The sequence below is a fragment of the Aporhodopirellula aestuarii genome, assembly GCF_023701485.1.
Classification (GTDB): domain Bacteria; phylum Planctomycetota; class Planctomycetia; order Pirellulales; family Pirellulaceae; genus Rhodopirellula; species Rhodopirellula aestuarii.
In genome coordinates this window covers 58,773-84,225 of record NZ_JAMQBK010000065.1, presented here as the reverse complement: position 1 = coordinate 84,225, position 25,453 = coordinate 58,773, and the positions used below count along the sequence as shown (strand labels likewise).

Here is a 25,453-nt window from a genome sequence, read left to right as displayed (position 1 = left end):
GCCGTTCCGCTAAAAAAGGCACTAATACAATCGACGTCCCGAGAGACTGAGCTACGTGAAAATTGGTGCTGTCCCGCTCGAACTTTGCCCCTCCCCACCTCCACCTTCCTGCCTTTAGGTTTGCCGCCCATGAAATCCCTTCCGGTAATTGTCCTATTCTCTCTGTTGTTCGGTATGCCGATCCAGGCATTTGGTGAGAACAAGTCCGACATCGATCGCACGCATCAAGACGGAATCCCGCTCGGCAAAATCACGTCGGGTGTTTTTGACCAAAGCAAAATTTTCCCGGGCACGACGCGTGAGTACCGCGTCTACGTCCCCGCGCAATACGATGCCGAGAAACCGGCGAATCTGATGGTGTTCATGGACGGGCTGAACTACGCCAAAGACACCGGCCCATTTCGGGTGCCGGTCGTCCTGGACAACTTGATCCACAAAGGAGACATCCCCGTCACCGTCGCGGTGTTCGTCAACCCAGGCGTGATTCGGGCGACGAAACCAGACGCGGCGAATCGCAGCAACCGCTCCTTCGAATACGACTCCCTGTCAGATCGCTACGCACGGTTTCTCGTCGAAGAATTTCTGCCCGTGGCCCTGGACGGAATTCGTGTCTCAGACGATCCGAAAAACCGCGCCGTTTGCGGAATCTCCTCGGGCGGAATCTGTGCTTGGACGGCCGCATGGGAAATGCCAAATCAATTCGGCAAAGTGCTCAGCCACATCGGAAGCTTCACCAACATTCGCGGCGGGTGGGCCTACCCTGGCTTGATTCGCAAAACGAAAGACAATCCGAAACCGATCAAGGTTTACCTTCACGAAGGCCAAGACGATCTCAATAACCTGCACGGCAACTGGCCGTTGGCAAACCAAGACATGTCGGCGGCACTGCGATTCGCGGGATACCAAAGCAAACTCGTGATGACCGAAGGGGGGCACACTGCAAAATACGGCGGTGCGGTACTTCCCTCAGCCCTGCGATGGTTGTGGGACGACAACGCTCCGACTGATCAAGTCGAAAACCATCAAACGAAACCGACGTGGCAACCTCACCCCGACGCGGTCAAAAACCCTGTGGTGCCTCACGGAACAGTCGAAGCAATGCCAGCGTGGAAATCAAAGATCTTCAACGACACAGTCCGCGATTGGTGGGTTTACGTCCCGGCGCAGTACGACGCCGAAAAACCCGCGGCATTGATGGTCTTCCAAGACGGCAAACGCATGTCGGACGTTAACGGCCGGTGGCGCATTCCGACCGTGTTTGACAATCTGATCGCTAAAGGAGAGATGCCACCGACGATCGCGGTGTTCCTTAACCCTGGTCAGGACACGACCAAACCTCAGGTCAAGAACAAGTTCTCCAATCGCAGTTTCGAATACGACAGTCTTGGCGACCGCTACACAAAGTTCCTGCTCGAAGAAATCCTTCCCGAAGTCGAACGGCGTTACAACGTCTCGAAGGATCCGCTGATGCGAGCGATCGGAGGTTCGAGTTCCGGAGCGATCTGCGCCTTCACCGCCGCGTGGGAGCGTCCCGATCAGTTTTCAAAGGTCTACTCCAGCGTCGGCAGCTTTACGAATCTGCGCGGCGGCAACGTGTACCCCGCACTCGTTCGCAAAACCGAGCCCAAACCGATTCGCATCTACATGGCCGACACCAGCGGTGACGTCGACAATGCATTCGGCAGTTGGCCGTGGGCGAACCGCCGGATGGCGTCCAGCCTTCAATACATGGGTTACGACGTTCGGTTCGACTGGGCCGAAGGATATGCCCACAACGCCGACTATGGCAGCTCCCGATTACCCGACGCGATGAAATGGTTGTGGCGAACCGAAACGAGCCGTCCCGCCATCGACACGAGCGATGACCTGCGTGGCGACATGACCCTACTCAACCTGCTCGTGCCCGGTGAGTCGTGGGAAGTTGTCGCCGAGGACCTCGGATTCGCAGACGCGCCCTGCACCGACGCCGATGGCAACTTCTATTTCAGCGACATGCGTGCTCCCGCGATCTACCGCGTTAACAGCGATGGAACCCGAGAAAAGATCGCCACCGAAGCAGTCAGCGGCCTGGAGTTCGGTCCCGACGGGACGCTCTATGGCTGCCAAGGTGCGAAGAAACGCGTGATCTCGATCAACGTCGATAGCGGCGAAGTCAACGTGGTGGCCGAAAACGTAACACCCAATGACTTAGCGGTTACCGACGACGGTTTTATCCTGATCACGGAAACCAAAGACAAACACGTTACCCGGATCAATCCCAAAACCGGCGAAACGTCGGTCGTCGATTCAGGAATCACACGTCCCAACGGGATTGTGCTTTCGCCGGACGGAAGCACGCTCGTCGTGTCCGACCACGGCGGCGAATTTGCGTGGGCCATGCGAGTCGGAGCGGGGGCAACGCTTGACGCCAAAATGCCAACAATGACGATGCGACTGCCGATTGATCCCAAGGGCGAGTTCGCTTTCAACGAACCGCCCCCGTACATCACCGCGTCACGGGGAGACGGATCGGCGGTTGATAAATCGGGACGCTATTACATCACCAGCGCGGTGGGCGTTCAAATTTTTGACGCAACAGGTCGGCTGGGTGGCGTATTGCCGGCGCCAAACCCCTCCAAACCGCTGACGAGTTGCACATTGGCGGGCCCTGATCACAGCTACCTGTACGTCACCAACGGGGACGTGGTGTACCGGCGGAAACTCAAAATCTAAGTCGCGGCCAAGTCGATTGCCGAACTAACACGGCGCGCCATCCACGTTCAGTCTTCGCCTAGCCCGACCATTTCGAGCAGGCGGAGCGCGTTGGTGGTGGGTGAGACGCCCGATCGCATCACGTAATCGAACGTCATCCGCTCATCGCCATCAGCGTGAGGCGTGATCGTCTCGCGGAAATGGACCGTGTGCGCGATGCGTTGCAACTCGGGCTCGTCGGCGAGTTCGAGATCGTGAGTCGTGATCGCACCGATCGCTCCACTTTCGACGAGCATTCCCAATACGCGGGTCACCGCGATTTGTCGCTCGCGGCTGTTCGTACCTTGCAAGATCTCGTCGAGCAAGAACAACAACCGCCGACGAGCGGGCACGGCGTCCGATGCACTCACCGGAACCTCGGCGTTTTTTGCCGCCGCGTGAAGTTCTCGCGCGTGTTCCACCACGGCAGCCAAACGATTCAGTTCCGCCATGTAGAACGACACACCCTGACTGAGATCGTCACTGACACGGATGCTCGTCGCCATTTCGATCGGCGGTAACCGCATCTGACGACAACAAACCGGCGCGCCTGCCATGGCCAGCGAGACGTTCAAACCGACGCTCCGCAGCATCGTACTTTTACCCGACATGTTACTGCCGGTCACCAACAACAGCGTGCCCGCCGGACCGATCGATACGTCGTTGCGGACACGGATCTCATCACGCAGCAACGGATGCCCCAAACGCTCACACGCGACGATCGCATTCTCACCCGAGTTGCCGTCGAGAGCACCATCGGTAACCCACTGCGGCGATGCCCATTGCGGGTACTCATCGGCCAGCGCGGCCAGCGAGAGCAGGGACTCGAGTTCGCCAAGTGCCACGAACCATTCCTCGACGCGGGAAGCATGACGTTCCTTCCATTCCTCGAGTCGACGCAACACCCGGACATCCCACAAACCAAACGCCTGCAACGGCAAATAAATCAGAAACGTTCCCGCAGAATGTTTGAGCGATCCGGCCTTGGCCACGGACGCAAGTTGATTCATCGCGACCGAGGCTGATCCCTGGTCGTCGCCGACACCCAATAGTGCACGACGAATCCGCTGCGCGGTGCGATTCTCGGTGTCATGCTCCGGTGCATCGTGAGGCAACAACTCCGCCGATTGAAACAATTCGGCGTAATCGTCCACGCTGCGTCGTGATTGAATCGCGATCGAAAAAATCTGGGCAACCGGGCCGAGCATGATCGACGCGATCAATAAATTCACCACGGCAATTGCAATCAACGCGAAAAATGACAGTCTCGTCAGATCACGGTTTTCGGTCACGGTTGCCAACACCAATGCCGCGAGACAAACCACCGATACGATTGCGGTCAAATTGGCCCAGGGATTCAGCCAACGTCTCGACGGCAACCATGCTGGACTGCTCGCCCATTGGACGAACGATTCAGGATCGCCCGTCGAAGTTCCAACTTCACGGGCGAGGGTATAGAACCGCAAACGTGGCTCACGTGCGGTCGCCAATGATCGGACCGCATGATGCCGATCTTGCGCGACGTTGGGATCCACCGGACTGGTCAACCAATTGGCCAGCGTGCGTTGTCCGGGCGTCGTTGCGGCCATCGAAACAAGCTGGAACAACGACGCGTCGCCCACCAAATCCAAATCATCGGCAAGAAAACGCTGCCGATCATTGAGCCGGATGACGTCCGCAGTCTTGCCGATCGAATCACTCGCCAACGATTTCCACTCGCGATCCAATCGTCTCGCTAACCGGCTCAGCGTGCGAGATTGATTTTGTCGGATTTCCATTTCGGTTCGCACCGATTCGTTTCGCACGACTGTTACGAGAAACGCCAACAACGCGCCGATGGCGATCGTAATCCAGAACGGATGCTCGGTAGTGATCGAAAAACCGATCCCAACGACCAGTGCAAAAAACAGCACGACCCGAAGTGTGCCGAGTTTTGCGTCGGTTGCGGTGAACCGCTCGAGCTCCGAATCGATACCCGCCAATCGATCACGGTATCGGGCACGGGCTTCGTCGCAGCTATCCAGTGGATTGGCGACGGGCTGCCCCTCGGCAGCGACACCAGCGAGTTCGGCCGCTTGAGTCGACTCGGGGCGGGAAGAAGAATTCGACATCCGTATCAGGCTGCATCCATTCGCGCGGGCACACGGGGTTGCGAGGTTTTGGCAGCATCGATGACTTTCAATGCGATGCGATCCTGCAAGTTAGGTCGGAAAATGGTCAGCAACAACAACGGCAGGAACCATCCCATGTAGAGACCTCCGCCATAGCCGTGCCAAAATTGAGCCGCGATCATCAACGCCGCCGAACAACTGATGAGGATCCCCAGGTTTTTCTGAGCCGGCCAAACCGCCAAGAACACACTCAAAATCACAAACGCCACGATCACCGGCAAACGCCATACAGGGTTCCATCCCAACTCCCAAACCCCGCGTGGATCTTGGGTGGGGAAGAACAGACCGAACATTTGGCGCAAGTGCTCGAAGAATGGCTCCGTCCCGCCGAGTACGAGCAGCGCCATCAAGACGCATAACATCGACAACACGCCGATGGCAAACCGCCGCGCCCCACGCTGCCAATAAAAACTGAACCAGAGCGGCAAGAGGAACAACGGGTAATACACCAATCCGGCCGCGGCTCCGACAAACAAACCCGAAAAGAACGGCTTCCGATACAACAAAATCGCCCACAGCAATAACGCTGCGGGGACGACGTGATCGACCCTCCCGGTCATTTGAGCGGTGTACGGCATCAGGAGATACAAAGTCGCACAACCGGCACCGGACCGAAGGTTGCCGAAGTGGCGGTTACCGATCAACAGAATGCCGATCAGGATCGCCGACTGGCTAATGATCGCAATGATCTTGGCGATCGCAGCACGGCTTTGTTGAGCCGGTGACAGTTCATCGAGCGTGGGTGGTTCAGCGCCACCAAGTACGTCACTGATCGGTCGCACGGGAATCGTCGGCAACATGTTCATCAACGCATAACCCGGCCCCAATTCCGGCCCCTGTTCACGCTGAATCTCCGGCGTACTGGCGACGACGTTTGCCATCATGAAAATGAACAACGAAATGCCAAGAAAATTCAAACCGCCCGTCGTCAGGTTGGGATCGAGCAGTGGACGACGAACCATCAACGGATCGAGCAGCATCCGAATCATGAGGCCCATCTCGATGACAAACAGCCAGATAAAACCGCCACGTCGCAAACCGATCGCGGAGTCGTACGCGGCGATCTGTGCTGGCGTACGAGGGTCATCGGGGTCAACGTCAGGTCCTGGCGAATCGATCAACAACGCGTCCGGTTGAATCGCGGCAACGAGCGTTTGATCTGTCGCAGCCCCCGGGATCGGGCCGCTCGATTTCTCCAGACTCTGAGGCGGTTCGCCTATCGGATTCCCATTCGATGACGCCCCACGCTGAACCGCATCGGACTGGACTGCTTCCGAGGACATCGCGTCCGACGAATCGGCTGGTTGGTCTTCGGCAGCCCGTTTGAGAGTGAGGGATTGCACCAGCTCGCGGTCCAAACGTGTTTGTCGACGATACCCCTCGTTCACCATCAGCAATCCTGGTGCGAGCAGGATCAACAGAAGGATGTCGAGATTTCGAATGCTCCAAAATCGCCGAAAAACGAAAAACAGACCGATCGTCAAAAACGACGACAAGTACACCCACGTGGTGGGATCAGGTCGACGGTAGTAGAGAAGGAATTCGCTCATCGCGATAGAACCTGACTAACCGGATCTGGCGTCGAGCCAGCCCAGCGGAGTGAACGTTCAGCGGAGAGAATGACGAGTTCTCTAAAGATCAAAACAGCTTCCTATTAGGATAAACAGAGCGAGGCGAACAGGATATCCCAGACACCGCTGCGCTTCTTGCGCCCTCAGCCGGACTATTCGTGAACCGATTGCCCGCGCAGAATCTTTTGCGAATCGAGCCCGAGCTTCTCAAACGCCCCGAGAACGTCCGGAAAGGGTGCTTCGATCGGGTCGATCCGATCCGGCGTGACATTGATCACCGTGCCGCTCCAGGGGTCGGGGGCCCCGGGCAAGTACAACGTCACCAGTTCCGCGTGTGTCAATTGCTCAGAATCCGTCGATCGCTCGACCTCGAACGCCAAGCGGGAATACCCCTCCAACCGTACATGCACCGGTTTCAGACGATTTTTTGCGATATCGCCACCAATATTCCCGCTGAGTTGCTCCTTGAAGATGGCGTAACGCGGGAACATCATTAAAAGGTATTTCTCGACCCAACCGGTGAATTGCCGGGCTACCGACCGGCTGGCCAGAATCCCCGCGGCAAAACACACCAGCACAATTACCAACAATGCGATCCCAAAAATCAACACATACCCGGTAGCATCGTTGATGCCGAGTTGGTCCCGCAAAAAAGGCTGGATCTCAACCGCAACGGCTACCACCACCTGTGCGATCTGGCCTAGGAAAAAGCACAAAACGACAAACGGCAGTAGAAAGAAAATCCCACCGATCGCCGTAGCGCGTAGAAACGACAGGTGCCGGGTGACATGTTTTTTCACAACGATGATCCGCGAAAGGTGAAGGAAGCGTCCGACTTTACCGAGCGAACTCGGACGCCGTCTCTTCGATAGGAGACATCCGGAAGAGGACAGAACGAAGATGCCGGGCGGATGATAGACAAGATCAGGGCGTAAAAAACGGTACTACGGGGCGTGGTAAAATGTAAATTGCAAAACGCCTGCACACGGGCTAACATACCCCCTGAACGGGCTGCGAGCTCGCGTGCTCTTGACGTGGGCATGCCCAGTTGCGTAACCCTCAACTGCGAAATTCTGAGACTCGCGTTTCCCCCATCGCCAATCGCGTTGACGCGAATCATTGATCATTTAATTACTACGAAAACCGCCGCGAGTGGGAAACAACATGCCCCCACAGACGACGGCAGTTTGCCGAAGGCCCAGCTAATACGATGTGTGGAATTGTTGGATACGTAGGCAGCGATGACGCGGCCGAATTTCTTATCGAAGGACTACGCCGGCTCGAATATCGCGGCTACGACAGCGCCGGGGTAGCGGTCGTATGCGACGACGATATCGCGGTCACGCGATCGGTTGGTCGGATTCAGTCACTCGTCGACCGCTTGGGAACACCGCCGGCGGGCAGCCTCGGTCTCGGCCACACCCGCTGGGCCACGCACGGACCGGCGACCGAAGAGAACGCACACCCGCACGTCGGCGGCGATGGCGACGTCGTGCTGGTGCACAACGGTGTGATCGAGAACTACCAAATTCTCAAAGACGGCTTGATCGAGAAAGGCTACGAGTTCCATTCGGCGACCGATTCCGAAGTGATCGCCCACTTGGTCGCCGAAGGTCTCAGAAACACACCCGTCGTCGAAGACCAACCGCACTCTCGATACGTCACTGCGGTCCAGTGGGCTATCGCTCAACTCCGTGGCACCTACGGCCTAGCCATCATTTTCCGAGACAAACCGGGATTCATGATCGCCGCTCGGTTCGGCAGCCCACTCGTCATCGGCGTCGGTCGTGGCGAGTACTTTATCGCCAGCGACGCGTCGCCGCTTGCTGGCCGCACCGACCGGATCGTTTATCTGGCCGATCACCAACTCGCGGTTTTGACCGCCGATGGGTTCTCCGTTCTACACCGCGACAGCGGAAAGGTCCGCGTCAACATCCAACCGTTTGAAGCGGACTCCGGCGAAGTCAGCATGAACGGCTACGAGCATTACATGCTCAAGGAGATCTACGAACAGCCCGATGCCCTGCGAAACGCCATGCGGGGACGTTTGAATGATCAAGACGCGACGGCGGTTTTCGGAGGTTTGAACCTCACCCCTCAACAACTGCGCAGCGTCGAACGAATCATCCTGACCGGCTGCGGTACGAGCTGGCACTCCGCCCTCGTTGGCGAGTACATGATCGAGGAACTCTCGCGGATTCCGGTGACGGTGGAATACGCTAGCGAACTACGCTATCGCAATCCGCCGATCGAGAACAACACGCTCGTCTTTGGCATCACGCAAAGTGGTGAGACCGCCGACACCCTCGCGGCTCTCAACGAAACCAAACGCAAAGGCCACCGCACGCTGGCGATCTGCAACGTCGTCGGCAGCTCCATCGCTCAGGCCTCTGACGGCGGCGTCTACCTCCACGCGGGGCCGGAAATCGGCGTGGCGAGCACAAAGGCGTTCACGAGCCAGTGCTGCGTGTTGGCGATGCTCGCGTTGTATTTCGGACGCATGCGCCACATGAGCTTCGAAACCGGCGGACGGATCATCGAGGATTTACGAAGACTCCCCGCGACGATCGAACAGGCACTGACCTGCGACGCTGAAGTCCGCAAAGTTGCCGAAAAATACCAATCCGCCTCCAACGTGCTCTACCTCGGCCGACGCTACAACTTCCCGACCGCACTCGAAGGGGCCCTGAAACTCAAGGAAATCAGCTATATCCACGCCGAGGGCTACCCTGCAGCGGAGATGAAACACGGCCCGATCGCGCTGGTCGACGCCGACACCCCCAGCATTTTCATCATGCCCCGGGGCACGACCTACGACAAAGTGCTCTCCAATATGGAAGAGGTCAAAGCCCGCGGCGGCCCCGTGATCGCCATCGCGAGCTCCGATGACACAGAAATTCGCAAAATCGCGGACGATGTCATCATGATTCCCGAAGCTCCGGAGTTCCTACAGCCGATTGTATCAGTCATACCGCTGCAGTTACTTTCGTACCATATTGCAGTTTTGAGGGGTTGTGACGTAGATAAACCACGCAACTTAGCTAAGAGTGTGACGGTTGAGTAAACTTCGCATTGCGGCAGAGTGAATTGAGACTAATCTGATTCTTCTGCGGCTTGAAGGAACAAAACCACTGCACGTTTGTCCCGTGGGTTTCTCATCATTTCCCTACTTTCTTCAGTGACGGACATCAATACCATGGAAAATCGAGGCCTCAGCTATAATTCCCGCAAAGCTTTGATGGTGAATATCGGCGAGAACGCCGGGTCCGAACTCGCCGACCTGCTCTCGCGATTGCTCAATGAAGTCGAAGAACTTCGCCGCACCAAAGTCAGCATCACCCGGATCGTCCCGAGCCAGGTGGAAGAGGCGAAAGAGTACATCGAAGAGCCCGTATGAACGGCTCAAAAACTGCCTTCGCTTGACATTTCGCGTCTGAGTGTCGACAGTGGGAATGATGCCGCGAGAATTGGTTCTCGCCACTCGCTTTCCCTGTTATCTGACCCGCCCGCTAGATGTCTGATTCAACTGCTGCCGCTGCGGAAGCACCGGCCTCTTCTTCCGTCTCGACCGGCAACCGTACGTTGCTGGACAAAATCTGGGACGAGCATGTCGTGTACGCTCCTGAAGGCGAAGCGTCGATTCTGTACATCGACTTGCACCTCGTTCACGAGGTAACCAGCCCCCAGGCGTTTGAAGGCTTGCGGATCAATAACCGCCGTGTGCGTCGTCCCGAACGCACCATCGCTACGCCCGATCACAACGTACCGACGAGCGACCGCAGCCTGCCGATCGCTGACCCGATCAGTCGCAAGCAGATCGAAACGCTGCGAGAAAACTGCAAGGAATTCGACGTCCGCCTGTTTGACATCCACGACGTGCGTCAGGGCATCGTTCACGTCATCGGCCCCGAAAACGGCTACACCCAACCCGGCATGACGATCGTCTGCGGCGACTCGCACACCGCCACCCACGGTGCGTTCGGCGCCCTTGCCTTTGGGATCGGGACCAGCGAAGTCGAGCACGTCCTGGCGACCCAGACGTTGCTGCAATACAAACCCAAAACGTTCGAACTGCGCGTCGACGGTGAACTTCCTCGTGGCGTCACCGCGAAGGACATGATCCTGTACCTGATCGGACAGATCGGAACGGCGGGCGGCACCGGTTACGTGCTCGAATTCACCGGCGATTGCGTCCGTGCGTTGTCGATGGAAGAACGCATGACGGTCTGCAACATGTCGATCGAAGCGGGCGCCCGCGCCGGCATGATCGCCCCCGACCAAACCACGTTTAACTATCTCCGCGGCCGCCCGGAAGCGCCCAAGGATTTCGACGCCGCCGTCGAACGTTGGAAGAAACTCCCAACCGATGCCGGGGCTTCGTACGATCGCAGCAATGTCTACCAAGGCGCCGACATCCGGCCGCAGGTCACCTGGGGCACGAACCCTGGCCAAGTCGTCAGTATCGACGCATGCGTTCCGGATCCCGGCGATTCGACGGATCCGACCGAACAGAAAACGACCGCCTTGTCACTCCAGTACATGGATCTCAAAGCGGGCACGCCGATCACCGACATCAACATCAACCGTGTCTTTATCGGCTCCTGCACCAACGCCCGCATCGAAGACTTGCGGGCCGCCGCCGCGGTGGTCAAAGGCCATCGTTGCAGCAGCGACGTGAGCGCCATGGTTGTCCCGGGCAGCGGTCAGGTGAAAGCTCAGGCGGAAAAAGAAGGCCTCCACAAGATCTTCATCGAAGCAGGCTTGGATTGGCGGGAAGCCGGATGCAGCATGTGCTTGGCCATGAACCCCGACAAACTTGCACCAGGCGAGCGATGTGCCAGCACCAGCAATCGCAACTTCGAAGGTCGACAAGGCAAGGGCGGACGGACCCACTTGGTCAGTCCCGCGATGGCCGCCGCAGCAGCGGTCGCCGGCCACTTCGTCGATATCCGCGAATGGGATTACAAGTAGGAAAACCTGCCGCCACAGGTGCACGGAATCGCCTCCTGCACCTGACTCTGGCTTCCTGCCCCCAGTCGCCTGCCACCTGTTAACCGCTCAACCCATCACCCTCCCATCATGCAAAACTTTACGATTCATCAAGGCGTCGTTGCCACACTCGACCGGGCCAACGTGGATACCGACGCGATCATTCCCAAACAGTTCCTCAAACGAATCGAACGAACGGGCTTTGGTCAGTTCCTGTTTTTCGATTGGCGGTTTCTTGACGACGGGACCACCGAAAATCCGGACTTCGAACTCAACCGCGTCAACGTCAAAGGTGCGTCGATTTTGGTCGCACGCCAAAACTTCGGCAGCGGCAGCAGCCGCGAACACGCCGTTTGGGCGCTCGACGATTACGGTTTCCGAGCCGTCATCGCTCCTTCATTTGCGGACATCTTCTACAACAACTCGTTCAAGAACGGGTTGCTGCCGATCGTGCTCAGCGAAGCCGATGTGGAAGAGTTGTTCCAACGTGCCGCGAAGGGCAACCCGTACCAGTTGACGGTTAACCTCGAAGACCAAACCGTGTCGGACGGCGAAGGATTCGAGCGATCCTTCGAGATCGACCCGAGCCGTCGCCACAAACTTCTGCACGGTCTCGACGATATCGCCGAAACGCTTCAACACGAAGACAAGATCAGCGAATACGAAGCCAAGATGGCTTGCTAAATTGGCTCATGTCGCGCGAACGCGGCGGGTCCAGCGCATCAGCTGTCGCGGAAGCAATCATGACTTGGAAGATCACAAGGTCTTCCAAGATTCCTCGTTGAATCCGAAAGTCGTGATGACTTCTGCTATCTGACAACAGCCCATATGAGGCCGCGTCAATCTACGACAATTGTTTGATCGGGGCGAAGAGATCAATCAAGAGATCGTCTTGGGGATGTCCATGCCCTCGATGCTGGACGAAAGCCTCTGCCGCGTCGACGCCGCATTGAGAGCCTCGCTCAGAGCAATGACTCCGCATCGCGTTGATGTAGTCATCAATGCCGTTATGCGACCGCAACCACTCGCGCTGACTCTCGTGGCAGGCCAACATCGACGACTTGAGTTCGATTTGTTCGCTAATATCCACAAACGTCGTCGGCTCGATCGGCACGCCCATACGATCGCAGCCGCCGATCGTGTCGCAGTAATACAGATACGGCACGGTTGCCCCTTCGGTGAGAGGGACTTCGGATGCATTGGGCGCCGCGTAAACAAAACTAGCGGCTCGGCCGAGACGCCCCGTCACTTCATGATCCGAGTGATAATCCGACATGGGCATGGTAATGACCAACGTCGGCGAGATCTGACGAAAGAGATCGATCGACTTTTGCAACGCCACCCGATCGAACACGACTCGCCCGTCGGGCTCACCGAGGCAGTGAAAGGTCGCTCCGGCGATTTTGGCAGCACGCGTGCCCTCGGCGATTCGAATCCGAGCGACCTCTTCCGGTCCACCCGTTTGTGCCCCGCAGTCACCGGCGGTTACCGTGGCGATGTGGATGTCCCAACCCGCCTGAGCCAGCCTCAACAAAGTCCCAGCGCAGAAAATCTCCGCATCATCCGGATGCGCCATGAACGCCACTGCGACCTGACGGCTCGGACGGATGCTTGAATTGGCCATCTCAACTCTCCAAATTCGTGACTGCGCGGGGGCGGATCAGCCGCAACCCCGATCATAGTCGGCCGACACGCCGCTGGAATCACCCCCGCAGCAAGTAATCCCGCAAAGAGCTCCTGACCCAAATCCGAACCAGGACATGCCCTTCAACGTCGCGTGACAGCATAGAGAGCAGGAATGACCACGAGAGTCAGCGCCGTTGTCAGACTCAGCCCGACGATCATGCAGTAGGCAAGTCCTTCCCACAGTGGTCCACCGCTGAGCGCCAACGGCACCAAACCACCCACCGTCGTCGCGGTTGTCAAGAAGATCGGAAGCATTCGTTGCTTGCCCGCCTCGATCAAGCACTCTCGAACTTCCTCAAACGAGAGACGTGGTGTGAGTTCGACTTCACTACCGCCATCACCCGCCGCTTTGATTTTCGCCGCAAGCTTTTCGTTGATCAAGATGTCAGCAAACTCGATAAAGATGATCGCCGTGTTGAGCACGATACCGAACAAGGCCAAAATCCCGAGTTGAGGCATGAAACCAAGCGACTCGTCGAACAAATACAGCCCCAGCCACGCCCCCACCAACGCGATCGGTAGCGTCGACATGATAATCAGCGGCCGCAGCCATCCGTTGTACTGGAAGACTAAACACAGCACGATCAACACGAACGAGATCGCAAATGATTTCATCATCTGCCCGCCCGACTCGGCACTTTCTTCATAGGCCCCACCTGGTTCGATCCAATAGCCGACAGGCAAACTCTCTTTAAGCGCTCGCATTTCATCTGACTTCAGCACCCGCGAGACCACATCGTTTCCGGTGACGCCGGGTTCCATTCGCGACGTCACTTCGATGGTTCGGTTCATGTTCCGACGTCCAATTTTTGCCAGCTCAAACGTCGGCTCGAGCGACGCGATCGACGCTAACGGCACCTTGCCGTTGTCACCCTCGACAAACGACTCCTGCAACCCACTGATCGATTTCCGCTGGCTTTGCTTCAACCGGAAATACACAGGAACTTGATGATCTCCTTCGCGGAATGTCGTCAACTGCAAACCCGAGTAATAAGAGTTGAGCGTCTGTGCGACTTGCGAGTTGGTCACGCCGGCGAGCGTCGCCCGATCCGGATCGACGTCGACACGAATTTGGTAACCGTCGATGCCCCATGAATCCGCCACGTCCCATGTTTCGGGTTGATCATCAACAATCTCTTTGAGGCGTTTCGCCGCCTTCCGCAAGACCGCTGGGTTGGCAAAGCCGTTGCCCGAAATTCGAAACAACAACGGATCCGCCGGTGGACCGAGAGCCAACTGAATCGGGACCACGCGTGCGCCAACGACGGGCGGAATCCCCAGCTCGGCGTCACCGCGTTGGGCAACCTCGCGTACCCGCTCGACATACAGCGGCGTTACCGAAGTGTCGGTCGTGCGAACGAGGATTTCCGCGAAAGAACGGTTCTTTGGCTCCGGACTCCAACTCAAATGCCATCGCGAACCGCCACCACCGACGAGCGTGCGGTAGGAACGCAGCCAAGGTTTGTCCTCGGGCTGTTGCTGGCTTAACCGCCGAATAATCGCTTCCACTTCGGCAGCCGCCCGGCTGGTTTGGTCAATTGTGGCCGTCTCGGGCAAAATCACCTTCACCGCAAACTGGGTCCCCGCCGCCTCTGGGAAGAATTCGGAACTGACCGGCAGCATCAAAATCCCGACGATTAACGCAAGAGTCATGATGAGTGTGAGCCATGCGTGATTCACCGCCCAACGACCGATCACGCCATAAACACGATACGCCAAATTCTCATGGTGCCGTTTCGTCGATGGTTCGTCCGCAGGCGTCCGATTCTTGGATCGAAACAATCGTGACACCCATCTTTGCGTTGCACCAAACGCGGCAACGACCGGCGAACTCGGAGCTTCGGGGTGCGGAACACGAATAAAAATCCCCGCCAAAATCACACACAACGTCATCGCCAACAGCCAACTCAACGCTAATGTCGTCGAGACGGTCACCGGCAGGCTATATACGTATTCCTTGCCGCCTCCCTCCAGCGAAAACAGCATCGGAACAAAGGCCGCCATCGTCGTCAAAGTCCCAACCAACATCGGAATCGCCAAAGTATTGGCGCCTTCAATCGCTGCGGGAAATGGTTCCATTCCGGCGATCTGGTTCGAACGAGCTTGGTCGCATACCTGGACCGCGTTGTCGACCAACAAACCCAACGAAATGATCAACGCCGCGAGCGAGATCTGCTCGAGTTCAACCCCGAACAATGAGATAAGCCCGATCGAAACCACGACCACGATCGGAATGTTCGCCGCCATCACGAACGAAGTACGAAATCCTACGACGACATAGACCACGATCACGACAATCAAAACCGCTTCGATCACATTGACGATCACGTCTGTGATTTTCTTTTCAACGCTGGTCGACTGATCCGAGACTGCCGTCACCGCCACATCCGGCGGCAACCGTTTTTCGATGTGCAACATCTCGTCGACGCGCTGCTTCGCGGCCTCACAGACATCGATGATGCTCGCCCCCGATTTCATCGTGATGCCCAACATCACCGCGGGCACCGCACTCGTTTCATCACCAAAGCGGCACAAATAGTCGGCCGGATCCTCCACGCCGCGGGTGACCGTCAAACCGAGCTGCTTCAAAGGCACGCTATTGTCACCGGTGCCCGTTCGCACCGTGCTGGCGATCTGCTCGATCTCTCGAACCGCGTTGAACTCGCCCTCGGTCTTGACGCTGTAATGACCCGAGGCGGTATCGAGCTCGCCGCCCGCCTGAATGATGTTGCGTTCTCGAGCGAGCGATTGCAATTGCGCCGTGGTAAGCCCGAGCTGCGCCCAATTCGCTAGATCCGTTTCGATGTAGATCGCTTCGTCACGCTCGCCAAACATTTCAACTTTTGCGATGCCCGGCAGCAATCGCAATGCGTCTTGAACATCCTCGGCGAATAACTCGAGTTGGCGTGCGGAATACTCGTCGCCCTCTCGCACCTCCTCACGACCGTGAGAAGGAATCTGATGCACCGCAAGCAGCAACACCGACGTGTCGCCAAACTCGTCGTTGACGACCGGACGAACATCGGACGCAGGCATGGGAACCAAATCGACGCGCGCGCGAACCTTATCCCAAACGTTTTGAATGTCCGCCGGTGGAATTCGATCTTCGAGTTCAACAAAAACGGTCGATTGGCCGGTCAAAGTCGTTGACCGTGTGATGTCAACTTCCTCGATGCTGATCAGAGCTTGCTCGATCTTGTCGGTAATCAATTCCTCAACCGTCTCCGCCGGTGCGCCCGGCCAAGACGTGGACACGACACAAACACGAATCGTGAATTGAGGATCTTCGCGGCGAGGGATCGTCACGAAAGTGATCGCGCCCCATACCATCGCCAATAAGGACAACGATGCAACGATCGTGCGATATTTCACCGCAGCAGCAGGTAGTCCCATTAGAGCGACTCCGCCCCGGAGGCCAGTTTCTCGACATGATGCTGCCTAACGATTTGCACCACCTCCCCATCTCTTAAATAGTGAACGCCTCCGACAATGATCGTCATTCCTGAGGTCAGCTGCGGGATTTCGATTTCAACCAAAGAGTTTTTTTCTTGGCTGTCGTTGGTGTGCATCGTTACGGCAATCCGTTTTGCTTTGCCTTCTTCGACCGTAAAAACAAAAGACTCATCGAGTTCGCGGTAGATCGCTTCGATGGGAACATAGAACCCGGGTGCGACATCATTGCTCGCCAAGTCGACGGTCACCAAATCTCCCGGACGGAGCATCCAAACCGAGCCGGCATCGAGTGCGACCGACTCGCCATCCCAATTCGGTGCATCATTCTCTCCCGTTTCAATTTCACCGACGTAGAGCGTCGTGAGTGGCACCTCAGCCGGCCTGCGTTCGTCGTCGACAAATTCGACCGAGCGAAAAACCCAATTGCCGAGGAACGGGATCCGCAAGTCCTTTTCGATTAACCTTTGCGGTCGCACCTTGAGCACCGGTGGTATCGGCTCCTGTAGTTGGGCATTGGTGATCACATAAATAAACGCACCCCGGTCATCGTGCACGATCGCGGCATCTTCCACCAAGATCACGTCATCGGACGTTCCCATCATTCGGTTCAGCTGTAACGGCCAAACATTTTCACTGCGAGCGACGGTGTCGGATGAAATCGATGGCGGCAAATCGTCGCGGAACTTTTCGTTGAGTAGTAGCAGCGTCATGGTGAACGTTCGCGTCGTCGGATCCGCACTCGGGTCGATGCTATACACCAACGCCATCACGGTTCGCTCGGTGCCATCGGGCAAGAGAAACGTTGTGGTCAAACTTCGCCGACTGCGAATGCTCCTGGATTGTTCGGCAGACAACTCCACTTCGACCGTGATCGGGTTGGTCATCTGGAGCGTGAGTACCGGAGTTCCCGCCGACACGACACTGCCGGGAACGACCATCACTTCCGAGATCTGCCCTTGGTAGGAACCGTACAACGTCGTGTTGGCGAGATCGCGGCGGGCATCGCGTAGCGACTGATCAGCACGTTTGATCTCCGCTATGGCAGACTGTAATTCGGCCTCGGCCTGCTTCATGCTGGCCTCGATCGATTTGATCGACGCGTCGCGTGTTCGAACAGCGTTTTCCGCCTGGTCGTATTCGGATTTCGATGCCGCGTTTTGGTCTTTCAACCTTTCCATACGGCCGAATTCGATTTTTGCCAGTTCCAAATTCGCCTCCGCCGACCGCAGTTCAGCGGGCAGGGCATCGTCAATGCGGATTTGGATGTTCTCTTTGCGCAATCGGGCGACTTCTAAATTCGCCTCGGCGGCTTCGACCGCAATATCGTACCGGTCCGGTTCGATTTGGGCCAACGGAGTGCCTTCCTGCACCAACACGCCATCGGGATCAACGATCCGTCCATCGACGTCCTGTCCCGGCTCCCGGACCCACTCGACGCGTCCGGAAACTTCAAAACCGATGTCCTCGGTCTTCCACGACTTCACACTCCCTGATGCTTGGTAAGTCGACTCAGGGACCGATTCCTGTAACGTCATCACAGTTATCGGCCGCGGCGATTTCGCGGTCGCCAACGGGGGAGGCTCACTACAACCGACTGCAACCAACAGTGGCGTCGTGACCAGAAACGCGGTAAGGATACGAGGTGAGGGGAACGATCGAACGCGACGACGAGATGCGATCGATGTGGGAGGAGAAGATTGCGACAGTGAAGATGTGGACAAGGAACCGGTCCGATGAAGTTCGGCGAGGAAAACTGAGCAGTGGCAACGTTAGAAGAGTAGCAACCAGGAAACATCTCAGCCTCCGCGGCCGTCAAGCTTCGTAGCCTACAACGTCGCAACCACAACAACAGCCCCCGCCAAATATCCCACCACCGCCCAGAACGCGACGCGACGCAGGTACCACAGAAAATCGATGTGCTCGAGCCCCATCGCCGCAACGCCCGCCGCCGATCCGATGATCAAAGAACTGCCGCCGGTCCCGGCGCAGTAGGCCAACAACATCCAAAAGGGATCGTTCATCGGAAAGGAATACATCTCCATCCCCGCGGCCACCAAGGGCACGTTGTCCACCACCGACGATACCAACCCGATCACGATCGCAACGGTTTCCCGGTTGGGCAAAACTTGATCGAGCCACAACGCCGTTGACTGAAGCGTCCCCGTCGCGCCGAGACACCCGACCGCCAGCAGGATCCCGAGAAAAAACAGAATGCTCGACATGTCCACCCGCTTCAACGCCGCGAGCACACCGGTCGTCGAGCGAGTCTCTTCGTTGAGGGTGTGACCGACGAGCTCCGATACGATCCAAAGCACCGAAAGGCTGAGCATCATGCCCATGTAGGGTGGCAGGTGAGTGAGCGTCTTAAAAACGGGGACACCCAACAATGCAGCCAACCCAAGAATCAAGAACACCCATTGATGCCACGGACGGATATCGCTCCTCACTTCCCGTTCGGATTGGACCGGTGCGAGCGTGCCGCTCATCGAAAACGTGAATCCAATCAATGGGACAAGCACGCACACCAGACTGCCCACGAACAATTCTTGCATCACCTCGACAGTTCCGATCTTGTGTTGGATCCGCAACATCGTCGTCGTCACGTCTCCGATCACCGTCCACGCCCCTCCCGCGTTGGCAGCGATGACCACCAAACCGACGAACCGCAATCGGTCCTCGCGGTCACGCACTAATTTCTTAAGCAATGAAACCATGACAATCGTCGTGGTGAGATTGTCCAAAATCGCCGACATCGAAAACGTCAAGAAAGCGACCAACCACAGCAGCGTGCGTTTACTCGTCGTTCGAATGCGGTCGGTGATCAACGCGAACGCTTCGTGCGAATCGACCAACTCGACGATCGTCATCGCCCCCATCAAGAAAAGCAGAATGCTCGCGATCTCACCGGTCTGACTGAGGTGCTGCACGTCGATCGCGTAGTGCAGTGGCAGCTCCTTCACGCCTTCTTCCATCGCCTCCATCTGAAACCACGATGGGATGGAATCCGGCACAATGAACGCATCGAGATTGACCACATACAGCGCCCAGCAGACGACACCGATCAACAGAGCACTGGCCGCCTTGTTGACTTTGATTTTGTGCTCAAGCGCGATGGCGAGATAACCGAGGACGAAAACGACGACGATCAGGGTGTGCATCAAAGGGCTTCGAAGGGTGTGGCTGTGTGCGGCATCTTTGGGATGCGATGGAGGCAGGGCGGCGAGCAAGATTTGACACCACGTCGGTCTTGCGTCCACCGGGACCAGGCGCGAAGACGGAACAATGACGAGGTGACCGCGGAATCGGAAGAGGCTCGCAGTGACACCTGCTCGGTGCAGGCAGCGCCCGAAAGCACACCGCGTACCACCGTCACCCGATTCCGGGGACACCACGCGGCGGACAACGTCAATCGCCACTTCAAACTGCCGTAATGAATCGCCACGTCGATCCGGGCTGCCGCCATTGCTCACCGCATTCATGCAATCTCTTGCACACTCACCATGCAGCAGATTGCACGAATCATCGGAGACTCAGACCATCCAAGAGGAGACGACCAACAGCCCCACCCCCATGGAGGCGGACAACCTCTGCGAGATGAAGACAATCCCGCGCTTCAAGCGATCAACGCGAGACAGCACAACCACTTCGCCTCGAAAAGCGGACTAAATGTCCCGTAAAGAATCCATCACGCCGGGATGGCTCAATTTTCTCCCCCACACTCGCTCCCTCCCGGGCCTCACCCCCTAAAGAGTTAGGACATTCCGAAATCCCACGGAAAATCGCCCTAACCGAACCATCTTGCCGGCCGGATTGTCGATTCCTGTGAGGCTTTCACGAAGAGCCGGCAAAAAAAGAAACTTCTGACATTTTTTCCACAGCGGTTTGAGCCACCAGGCGGCTTTTTACTAAACCATCACCGCAAAGCAAGTTACGTCACAAAGGGGGACACACAACACGCATCATGCCGTCCGTGAGTCCTTCCGCAACTCATGCCTGAGAAGCGACTTAGGACCGTCCGAAAATTTTCGTTGACACATCCTTACAATTCCCTAACATTCCCCTCGTCGTCCACATGTAGTGCCTCGAAGGCATGGAAGCCACTACCGGTAGTGATAGCAATTCGTTTTAGAACGAATTTGCGGTTCGCGTATTACCGATACCAATGGCCCGCCCTTCCCGGTTTTCGGGAGTGAGTAGCTGATATGTGGACAGGCAAAATGCTTTGATCCCTGACCCAATGATCTTTTCTGATTCCGCTGCAACTTTCGATTCTCTCTGAAAGAATTGCGCAAGGATGACCGCCACAAGGATGCCTTCTTTCCGGAGCCTGTGAACCAATTATGTCCACCGTTTTGCCTACTGAAACCGCTACCAAATCCAAACACACCGTCTCGAAATCGGATCGTCTCGGTGATCACGCCGAATCGTCACGGTCGCCACACAACGATCCAGCCCTGGAGAAAGTCGACGCCGAACACGGGGTTGAATACGCTCAACAGAAGTTCAACGCTCAACCGCGGGGTGACCGCGAGGGACTCAAGATCGATTCGCGGTTCTGTCCCGATGACGGTCGTACTCCTTTCGCGACGACTCAGTGGGATTTGCGTAGCGCGGCGATCAAGGACGAGAGCGGCAAAGTCCTGTTCGAGCAAAACGATTGCGAAGTGCCTTCGAGTTGGAGCCAATTGGCGACCAACGTCGTGGTGTCGAAGTATTTTTACGGTGATCCGGGCACCGAGGGTGAGCGTGAGCGGAGCGTTCGCCAACTGATCCATCGCGTCACCCGAACAATCACCGACTGGGGGTTGTCTGACGGCTACTTCGATACCGCCGAAGACGGCGAGCGTTTCTATCGCGACCTGACTTGGTTGTGCTTGCACCAACACGGTGCCTTCAACAGCCCCGTCTGGTTTAACGTCGGCCTGCACGCTCAATACGGCGTCACGGGTGCGAAGTGCAACTGGCACTGGGACGCCGAAACCAAGACCACCGCGCAACCAGAAAACCCCTACGAGTTCCCGCAAGGGTCGGCCTGTTTCATCCAAAGTGTCGATGACAACATGGAAGACATCATGCGACTCGCCTGCAGCGAAGCGATGTTGTTCAAATTCGGCAGCGGTACCGGCACCGACCTGTCGACGATCCGCAGCCAACGCGAAAAACTCTCCGGTGGCGGAACCCCTTCGGGCCCACTTTCCTTCATGCGGGTTTATGACTCGATCGCCGGCGTCGTGAAATCAGGCGGCAAGACCCGCCGCGCCGCCAAGATGCAGTCCCTCAAAGTTTGGCACCCAGACATTCTCGAGTTCATCGAGTGCAAATGGGCCGAAGAGAAGAAAGCCCACGCGTTGATTCGTGAAGGTTACGAATCGAACTTCAACGGCGAAGCCTACAGCAGCGTGTGCTTCCAAAACGCCAACCTCTCGGTCCGTTTGACCGACGACTTCATGGAAACCGTTCGCAAGGGTGAACAGTGGCAAACCCGTTGGGTCACCGACAAACCGACCGAAACGGCGCCCAAGTACGACGCCAAGGAATTGCTCAACAAGATGGCCGAGTGCGCCTGGCACTGCGGTGACCCCGGCGTGCAGTACGACACGACCATCAACAAATGGCACACCTGCCCGAACAGCGGTGCGATCAACGCGTCGAACCCATGCAGCGAGTACATGTTCCTCGACGACACCGCGTGCAACCTGTCGAGCATCAACCTGATGAAGTTCGTCGAGAAAGACGGCAGCTTCAACGTGGATCGATTCCGCGCTGCCGCTCGGATTTTCTTCATCGCTCAAGAAATCCTCGTTGACCACGCGAGCTACCCGACCGAACCGATCGCACGCAACAGCCACCTGTATCGCCCGCTCGGACTCGGCTACTCGAACCTCGGCAGCGTTGTCATGACCGCCGGACTGCCTTACGACAGCGACGCCGCTCGTGGTTTGTGCGGATCGCTCACGGCGTTACTGCACGGCGAAGCCAACCGGACCAGTGCCGAAATGGCTGCGGTCGTCGGAACGTTCGAAGGCTACCAAGGCAACGAAGAGCCGATGAACCGCGTGATGGAAATGCACCGCGCCGCCTGCGACGAAATCAGCGATGGCGGACCGCCGGAACTCAAAGCCGCCGCTCAAGAACTCTGGGACGAAGTCACGCAGATCGGCAAGAAGTACGGTTTCCGCAACGCTCAAGCCACAGTACTCGCACCGACCGGAACGATCAGTTTCATGATGGACTGCGACACCACCGGTATCGAGCCCGATATCGCGTTGGTGAAGTACAAACAACTCGCCGGTGGCGGGATGCTTAAGATCGTCAACCAAACCGTCAAACTCGGTTTGAAGACACTCGGGTACAACCAAGTCACGATCGACGAGATCCTGAAGTATGTCGATGAAAACGACACCATCGAGGGTGCCCCGGGACTCAAAGATGAACACCTCCCCGTGTTCGACTGTGCTTTCAAACCGGCCAACGGTATCCGCAGCATCGGATGGCGTGCTCACATCACAATGATGGCGGCCGCGCAGCCGTTCCTCTCCGGTGCGATCTCCAAGACCGTTAACATGCCTACCGATGTCACACCACAAGACATCGCCGACGCCTACTTCTGGGGATGGGAACTGGGCTTGAAAGCGATCGCGATCTACCGCGACGGCAGCAAGCAGTCTCAACCGCTCAATACGAAACAAGACGAATCGGCCGAAGCCGGTGCGACCAAGGTCGTCACCAAGACCGTCGAGAAGATCGTCTACAAACCGAGCCGTGAACGACTGCCCGACACCCGCCAAAGCCTGACACACAAATTTACGATCGCCGGCCACGAAGGCTATCTGTGCGTGGGCCTGTATCCGGACGGTCGACCTGGTGAAATCTTCATCACGATGGCCAAAGAAGGTTCCACGATCGGCGGTATCATGGACAGCTTCGGCACCGCACTCTCGATCGCGTTGCAGTACGGCGTGCCGTTGGACGTGCTTGTCAACAAGTTCAGCCACACCCGGTTTGAACCGATGGGTCACACGTCAAACAAAGACATTCGGATCGCGAAAAGCGTCGTCGATTACATCGCACGTTGGCTCGGAATCACATTCATGTCCGGACACGATCACGCCCCGCAAGCCTCACCGGGCAATGGCCCCGAAACCGCAGCGGGTAACGAAATTCTGGGCGGCGTGACGGTCGAAAACGGTGTCGCCGTGGCCGGTTCGCCAGCCAAGGGAACCAGCTCGGTCATGCAAGAACTCAAGAATGATGCCGGTGCCGCCGTCGCGATCGCCGAGCGGGCGATCATGATGGCCAGCATTTCGGGTAGCAACGGTTCGCATAACGGCCGCACCGAACCCAAACCGGAAGTTCAGCTTGGCGGCCAAGCCGATCAGTTCTCGCGATTCCAAACCGACGCACCGAGTTGTGACAACTGCGGCAGCATCACCGTCCGCAACGGCAACTGCTACCTCTGCCACAACTGTGGTAATTCGATGGGCTGCAGCTAATCGTCACCGACGAGGCAGCTCGTCCTGAAACGCACTCGCCCCGGCGAGACTGATAAACCCTTAAACGGCGATCACTTGGTGGTCGCCGTTTTTTGTGCGCCCCGGGCTCGCATCAGGTATCAACCTCCAGCCGTCACAAAACTCGGCTCGGGTTGCCACAGATACAGGAACGTCGGCATCTTCGACCGGTCCAGTCCCGGGATACTCAACGGCAACAGCGAACTCATCGGCGAGTTCGGGGTGACGTCGAATTCGCTCAACGCGCGATCATTGTCACGACGCAGCAGCACGACGGGCGCGTTCTCCGGCAAACCTGCCATCCGGCCGGCAATTTCGATCGCGTCGTCGAGATACCCGGTGCTGTCGACGAGGCCCAACGCGACGGCTTGCTCACCCGTCCAAACGCGTCCGTCGAATAGCTCGCCGAGATCACGGCGGGCCCCTTCGTCGTCGAAGTCATCTTCCTCGACGTCTTTCTCCTTGTCGCTCAACCCGAGCGAAAGCAGTTCTTCGCCTTCGACCAATCGTTGGCCGCGTGCGCTACGGACTTGGGCGATGAACCGATCATGAAATTGGTTCGCCATCGTTTGCAAAATCGCACGCTCGTGTTTTTCCATCGTCCGCTCGGGTGATCCCAGGTCGATCTTCTCACCGGATTTCACGGGCACGGGAATGATGTTGTACTGCGCCAGCGTGTCTTGCATGTTGTAGGTATTGAGGATCACGCCAATCCCGCCGACGACCGATGTCGGGTGCGCGACGATCTGATCGGCGTGCGTTGCCAGATAATATCCGCCGCCGCATCCGGTCGTCATCAAACACGCAACGACCGGAATGTTCCGGCACTGCTTCAGGTTCGCAACGTCGTGGGCGAGGATATCCGTCGCCGTCACGCCGCCACCGGGCGTATTGATCCTCAGCACCACGGCCGAAATGGAGCCGTCGCATTCGATGCGGCGCATTTTCTCGCGGAACAATGCGACCGGGTTTTCGCCCATCGAATTCAGGCCGCTGAAATTGCGATTGACGATCAGGCCGTCGACATCGACGATCGCGATCCGACCACCGCCTGCATTTTGGTACCCATCGACCTGGACGGTGCGAATCGGCGTTGCCGTGTTGTCGCTACGGCTGACCGTGACCATCTCACCGCTCATGCGGATATCACCATCGACCCCCATTTTCCCGCCGAGATTCATTTTGCCGCCGACCAGCGCCCTGATCGGGGTTTGGCAACCGATCGACGCCACCACAAGCAATCCGCCGACCAACAGGGCGAGAGACGGCAATCCGGCCAGACGTAGCGATTGCCGGGGGGCGCGATGTGATCCAACAAGTCGGGTGAGCATTGGGAATCGTC

The 25,453-nt window shown here is 57.3% G+C and carries 14 protein-coding genes; 6 read left to right on the top strand and 8 right to left on the bottom strand.

Annotation, left to right across the window (positions count from 1 at the left end; all coding sequences use genetic code 11):
• Positions 1-174: 174 nt before the first annotated feature.
• Positions 175-2,712, top strand: a complete 2,538-nt coding sequence (locus tag NB063_RS24340) for an alpha/beta hydrolase-fold protein (RefSeq protein ID WP_250931665.1) — start codon at positions 175-177, stop codon at positions 2,710-2,712.
• A gap of 47 nt (positions 2,713-2,759) precedes the next feature.
• Here the strand turns inward: NB063_RS24340 and NB063_RS24335 are convergent, their stop codons facing one another.
• The 3 genes from NB063_RS24335 to NB063_RS24325 all read right to left on the bottom strand — a co-directional run bounded on the left by NB063_RS24335 (position 2,760) and on the right by NB063_RS24325 (position 7,272).
• A complete protein-coding gene (locus tag NB063_RS24335; protein ID WP_250931627.1) occupies positions 2,760-4,841 on the bottom strand; it encodes a MutS family DNA mismatch repair protein in 2,082 nt (693 codons plus the stop codon).
• A 5-nt stretch (positions 4,842-4,846) separates the two neighbouring features.
• Positions 4,847-6,451 carry a hypothetical protein gene (locus NB063_RS24330; protein ID WP_250931626.1) on the bottom strand — a complete coding sequence of 535 codons (1,605 nt, stop codon included), beginning with the start codon at positions 6,449-6,451 and terminating at the stop codon, positions 4,847-4,849.
• Between the two features lie 173 nt (positions 6,452-6,624).
• On the bottom strand, positions 6,625-7,272 hold the full coding sequence (locus NB063_RS24325) for a DUF502 domain-containing protein (RefSeq protein WP_250931625.1): 648 nt from the start codon (positions 7,270-7,272) through the stop codon (positions 6,625-6,627).
• A 410-nt stretch (positions 7,273-7,682) separates the two neighbouring features.
• Here NB063_RS24325 and glmS point away from each other — a divergent pair, with 410 nt between their 5' ends.
• From glmS to leuD, 4 genes are all read left to right on the top strand, one after another.
• Entirely contained in the window at positions 7,683-9,536 is a 1,854-nt protein-coding gene (gene glmS / locus NB063_RS24320) for a glutamine--fructose-6-phosphate transaminase (isomerizing) (RefSeq protein WP_250931623.1), read from the top strand.
• 132 nt (positions 9,537-9,668) lie between these two features.
• Positions 9,669-9,869 (top strand): hypothetical protein, encoded by a 201-nt coding sequence (locus NB063_RS24315; RefSeq protein WP_250931621.1) that lies wholly within the window; start codon positions 9,669-9,671, stop codon positions 9,867-9,869.
• A gap of 116 nt (positions 9,870-9,985) precedes the next feature.
• Positions 9,986-11,443: a 3-isopropylmalate dehydratase large subunit gene (leuC, locus tag NB063_RS24310; RefSeq protein WP_250931619.1), complete on the top strand. Its 1,458-nt coding sequence runs from the start codon at positions 9,986-9,988 to the stop codon at positions 11,441-11,443.
• A gap of 108 nt (positions 11,444-11,551) precedes the next feature.
• Positions 11,552-12,145 (top strand): 3-isopropylmalate dehydratase small subunit, encoded by a 594-nt coding sequence (leuD, locus tag NB063_RS24305; protein ID WP_250931618.1) that lies wholly within the window; start codon positions 11,552-11,554, stop codon positions 12,143-12,145.
• A gap of 160 nt (positions 12,146-12,305) precedes the next feature.
• Here leuD and NB063_RS24300 read toward each other — a convergent pair whose 3' ends face one another.
• The 4 genes from NB063_RS24300 to nhaD form a co-directional block, all read right to left on the bottom strand.
• Positions 12,306-13,085, bottom strand: coding sequence for a PIG-L deacetylase family protein (locus tag NB063_RS24300; RefSeq protein ID WP_250931616.1), 780 nt, complete (start codon positions 13,083-13,085; stop codon positions 12,306-12,308).
• Positions 13,086-13,228: 143 nt separating this feature from the next.
• On the bottom strand, positions 13,229-16,540 hold the full coding sequence (locus NB063_RS24295; protein WP_250931614.1) for an efflux RND transporter permease subunit: 3,312 nt from the start codon (positions 16,538-16,540) through the stop codon (positions 13,229-13,231).
• On the bottom strand, positions 16,540-18,321 hold the full coding sequence (locus tag NB063_RS24290; protein WP_407652703.1) for an efflux RND transporter periplasmic adaptor subunit: 1,782 nt from the start codon (positions 18,319-18,321) through the stop codon (positions 16,540-16,542). Before NB063_RS24290 ends, NB063_RS24295 begins: the two co-directional genes overlap by 1 nt.
• A gap of 105 nt (positions 18,322-18,426) precedes the next feature.
• Positions 18,427-19,758: a sodium:proton antiporter NhaD gene (nhaD, locus tag NB063_RS24285; RefSeq protein WP_250931613.1), complete on the bottom strand. Its 1,332-nt coding sequence runs from the start codon at positions 19,756-19,758 to the stop codon at positions 18,427-18,429.
• 1,182 nt (positions 19,759-20,940) lie between these two features.
• On the opposite strand from nhaD, the gene NB063_RS24280 reads away from it, so the two are divergent.
• Positions 20,941-24,093: a vitamin B12-dependent ribonucleotide reductase gene (locus NB063_RS24280; RefSeq protein WP_250931611.1), complete on the top strand. Its 3,153-nt coding sequence runs from the start codon at positions 20,941-20,943 to the stop codon at positions 24,091-24,093.
• Between the two features lie 119 nt (positions 24,094-24,212).
• Here NB063_RS24280 and NB063_RS24275 read toward each other — a convergent pair whose 3' ends face one another.
• Positions 24,213-25,442: a S49 family peptidase gene (locus NB063_RS24275; protein WP_250931609.1), complete on the bottom strand. Its 1,230-nt coding sequence runs from the start codon at positions 25,440-25,442 to the stop codon at positions 24,213-24,215.
• Between the last annotated feature and the right edge of the window lie 11 nt (positions 25,443-25,453).

Bases quoted from the DNA above. Each gene is read 5' to 3' on its own strand.
- NB063_RS24340 (WP_250931665.1), top strand. From the start codon at position 175: ATGCCGATCCAGGCATTTGGTGAGAACAAGTCCGACATCGATCGCACG.
- NB063_RS24335 (WP_250931627.1), bottom strand. From the start codon at position 4,841: ATGTCGAATTCTTCTTCCCGCCCCGAGTCGACTCAAGCGGCCGAACTC.
- NB063_RS24330 (WP_250931626.1), bottom strand. From the start codon at position 6,451: ATGAGCGAATTCCTTCTCTACTACCGTCGACCTGATCCCACCACGTGG.
- glmS (WP_250931623.1), top strand. From the start codon at position 7,683: ATGTGTGGAATTGTTGGATACGTAGGCAGCGATGACGCGGCCGAATTT.
- NB063_RS24315 (WP_250931621.1), top strand. From the start codon at position 9,669: ATGGAAAATCGAGGCCTCAGCTATAATTCCCGCAAAGCTTTGATGGTG.
- leuC (WP_250931619.1), top strand. From the start codon at position 9,986: ATGTCTGATTCAACTGCTGCCGCTGCGGAAGCACCGGCCTCTTCTTCC.
- leuD (WP_250931618.1), top strand. From the start codon at position 11,552: ATGCAAAACTTTACGATTCATCAAGGCGTCGTTGCCACACTCGACCGG.
- NB063_RS24300 (WP_250931616.1), bottom strand. From the start codon at position 13,085: ATGGCCAATTCAAGCATCCGTCCGAGCCGTCAGGTCGCAGTGGCGTTC.
- NB063_RS24295 (WP_250931614.1), bottom strand. From the start codon at position 16,540: ATGGGACTACCTGCTGCTGCGGTGAAATATCGCACGATCGTTGCATCG.
- nhaD (WP_250931613.1), bottom strand. From the start codon at position 19,758: ATGCACACCCTGATCGTCGTCGTTTTCGTCCTCGGTTATCTCGCCATC.
- NB063_RS24280 (WP_250931611.1), top strand. From the start codon at position 20,941: ATGTCCACCGTTTTGCCTACTGAAACCGCTACCAAATCCAAACACACC.
- NB063_RS24275 (WP_250931609.1), bottom strand. From the start codon at position 25,442: ATGCTCACCCGACTTGTTGGATCACATCGCGCCCCCCGGCAATCGCTA.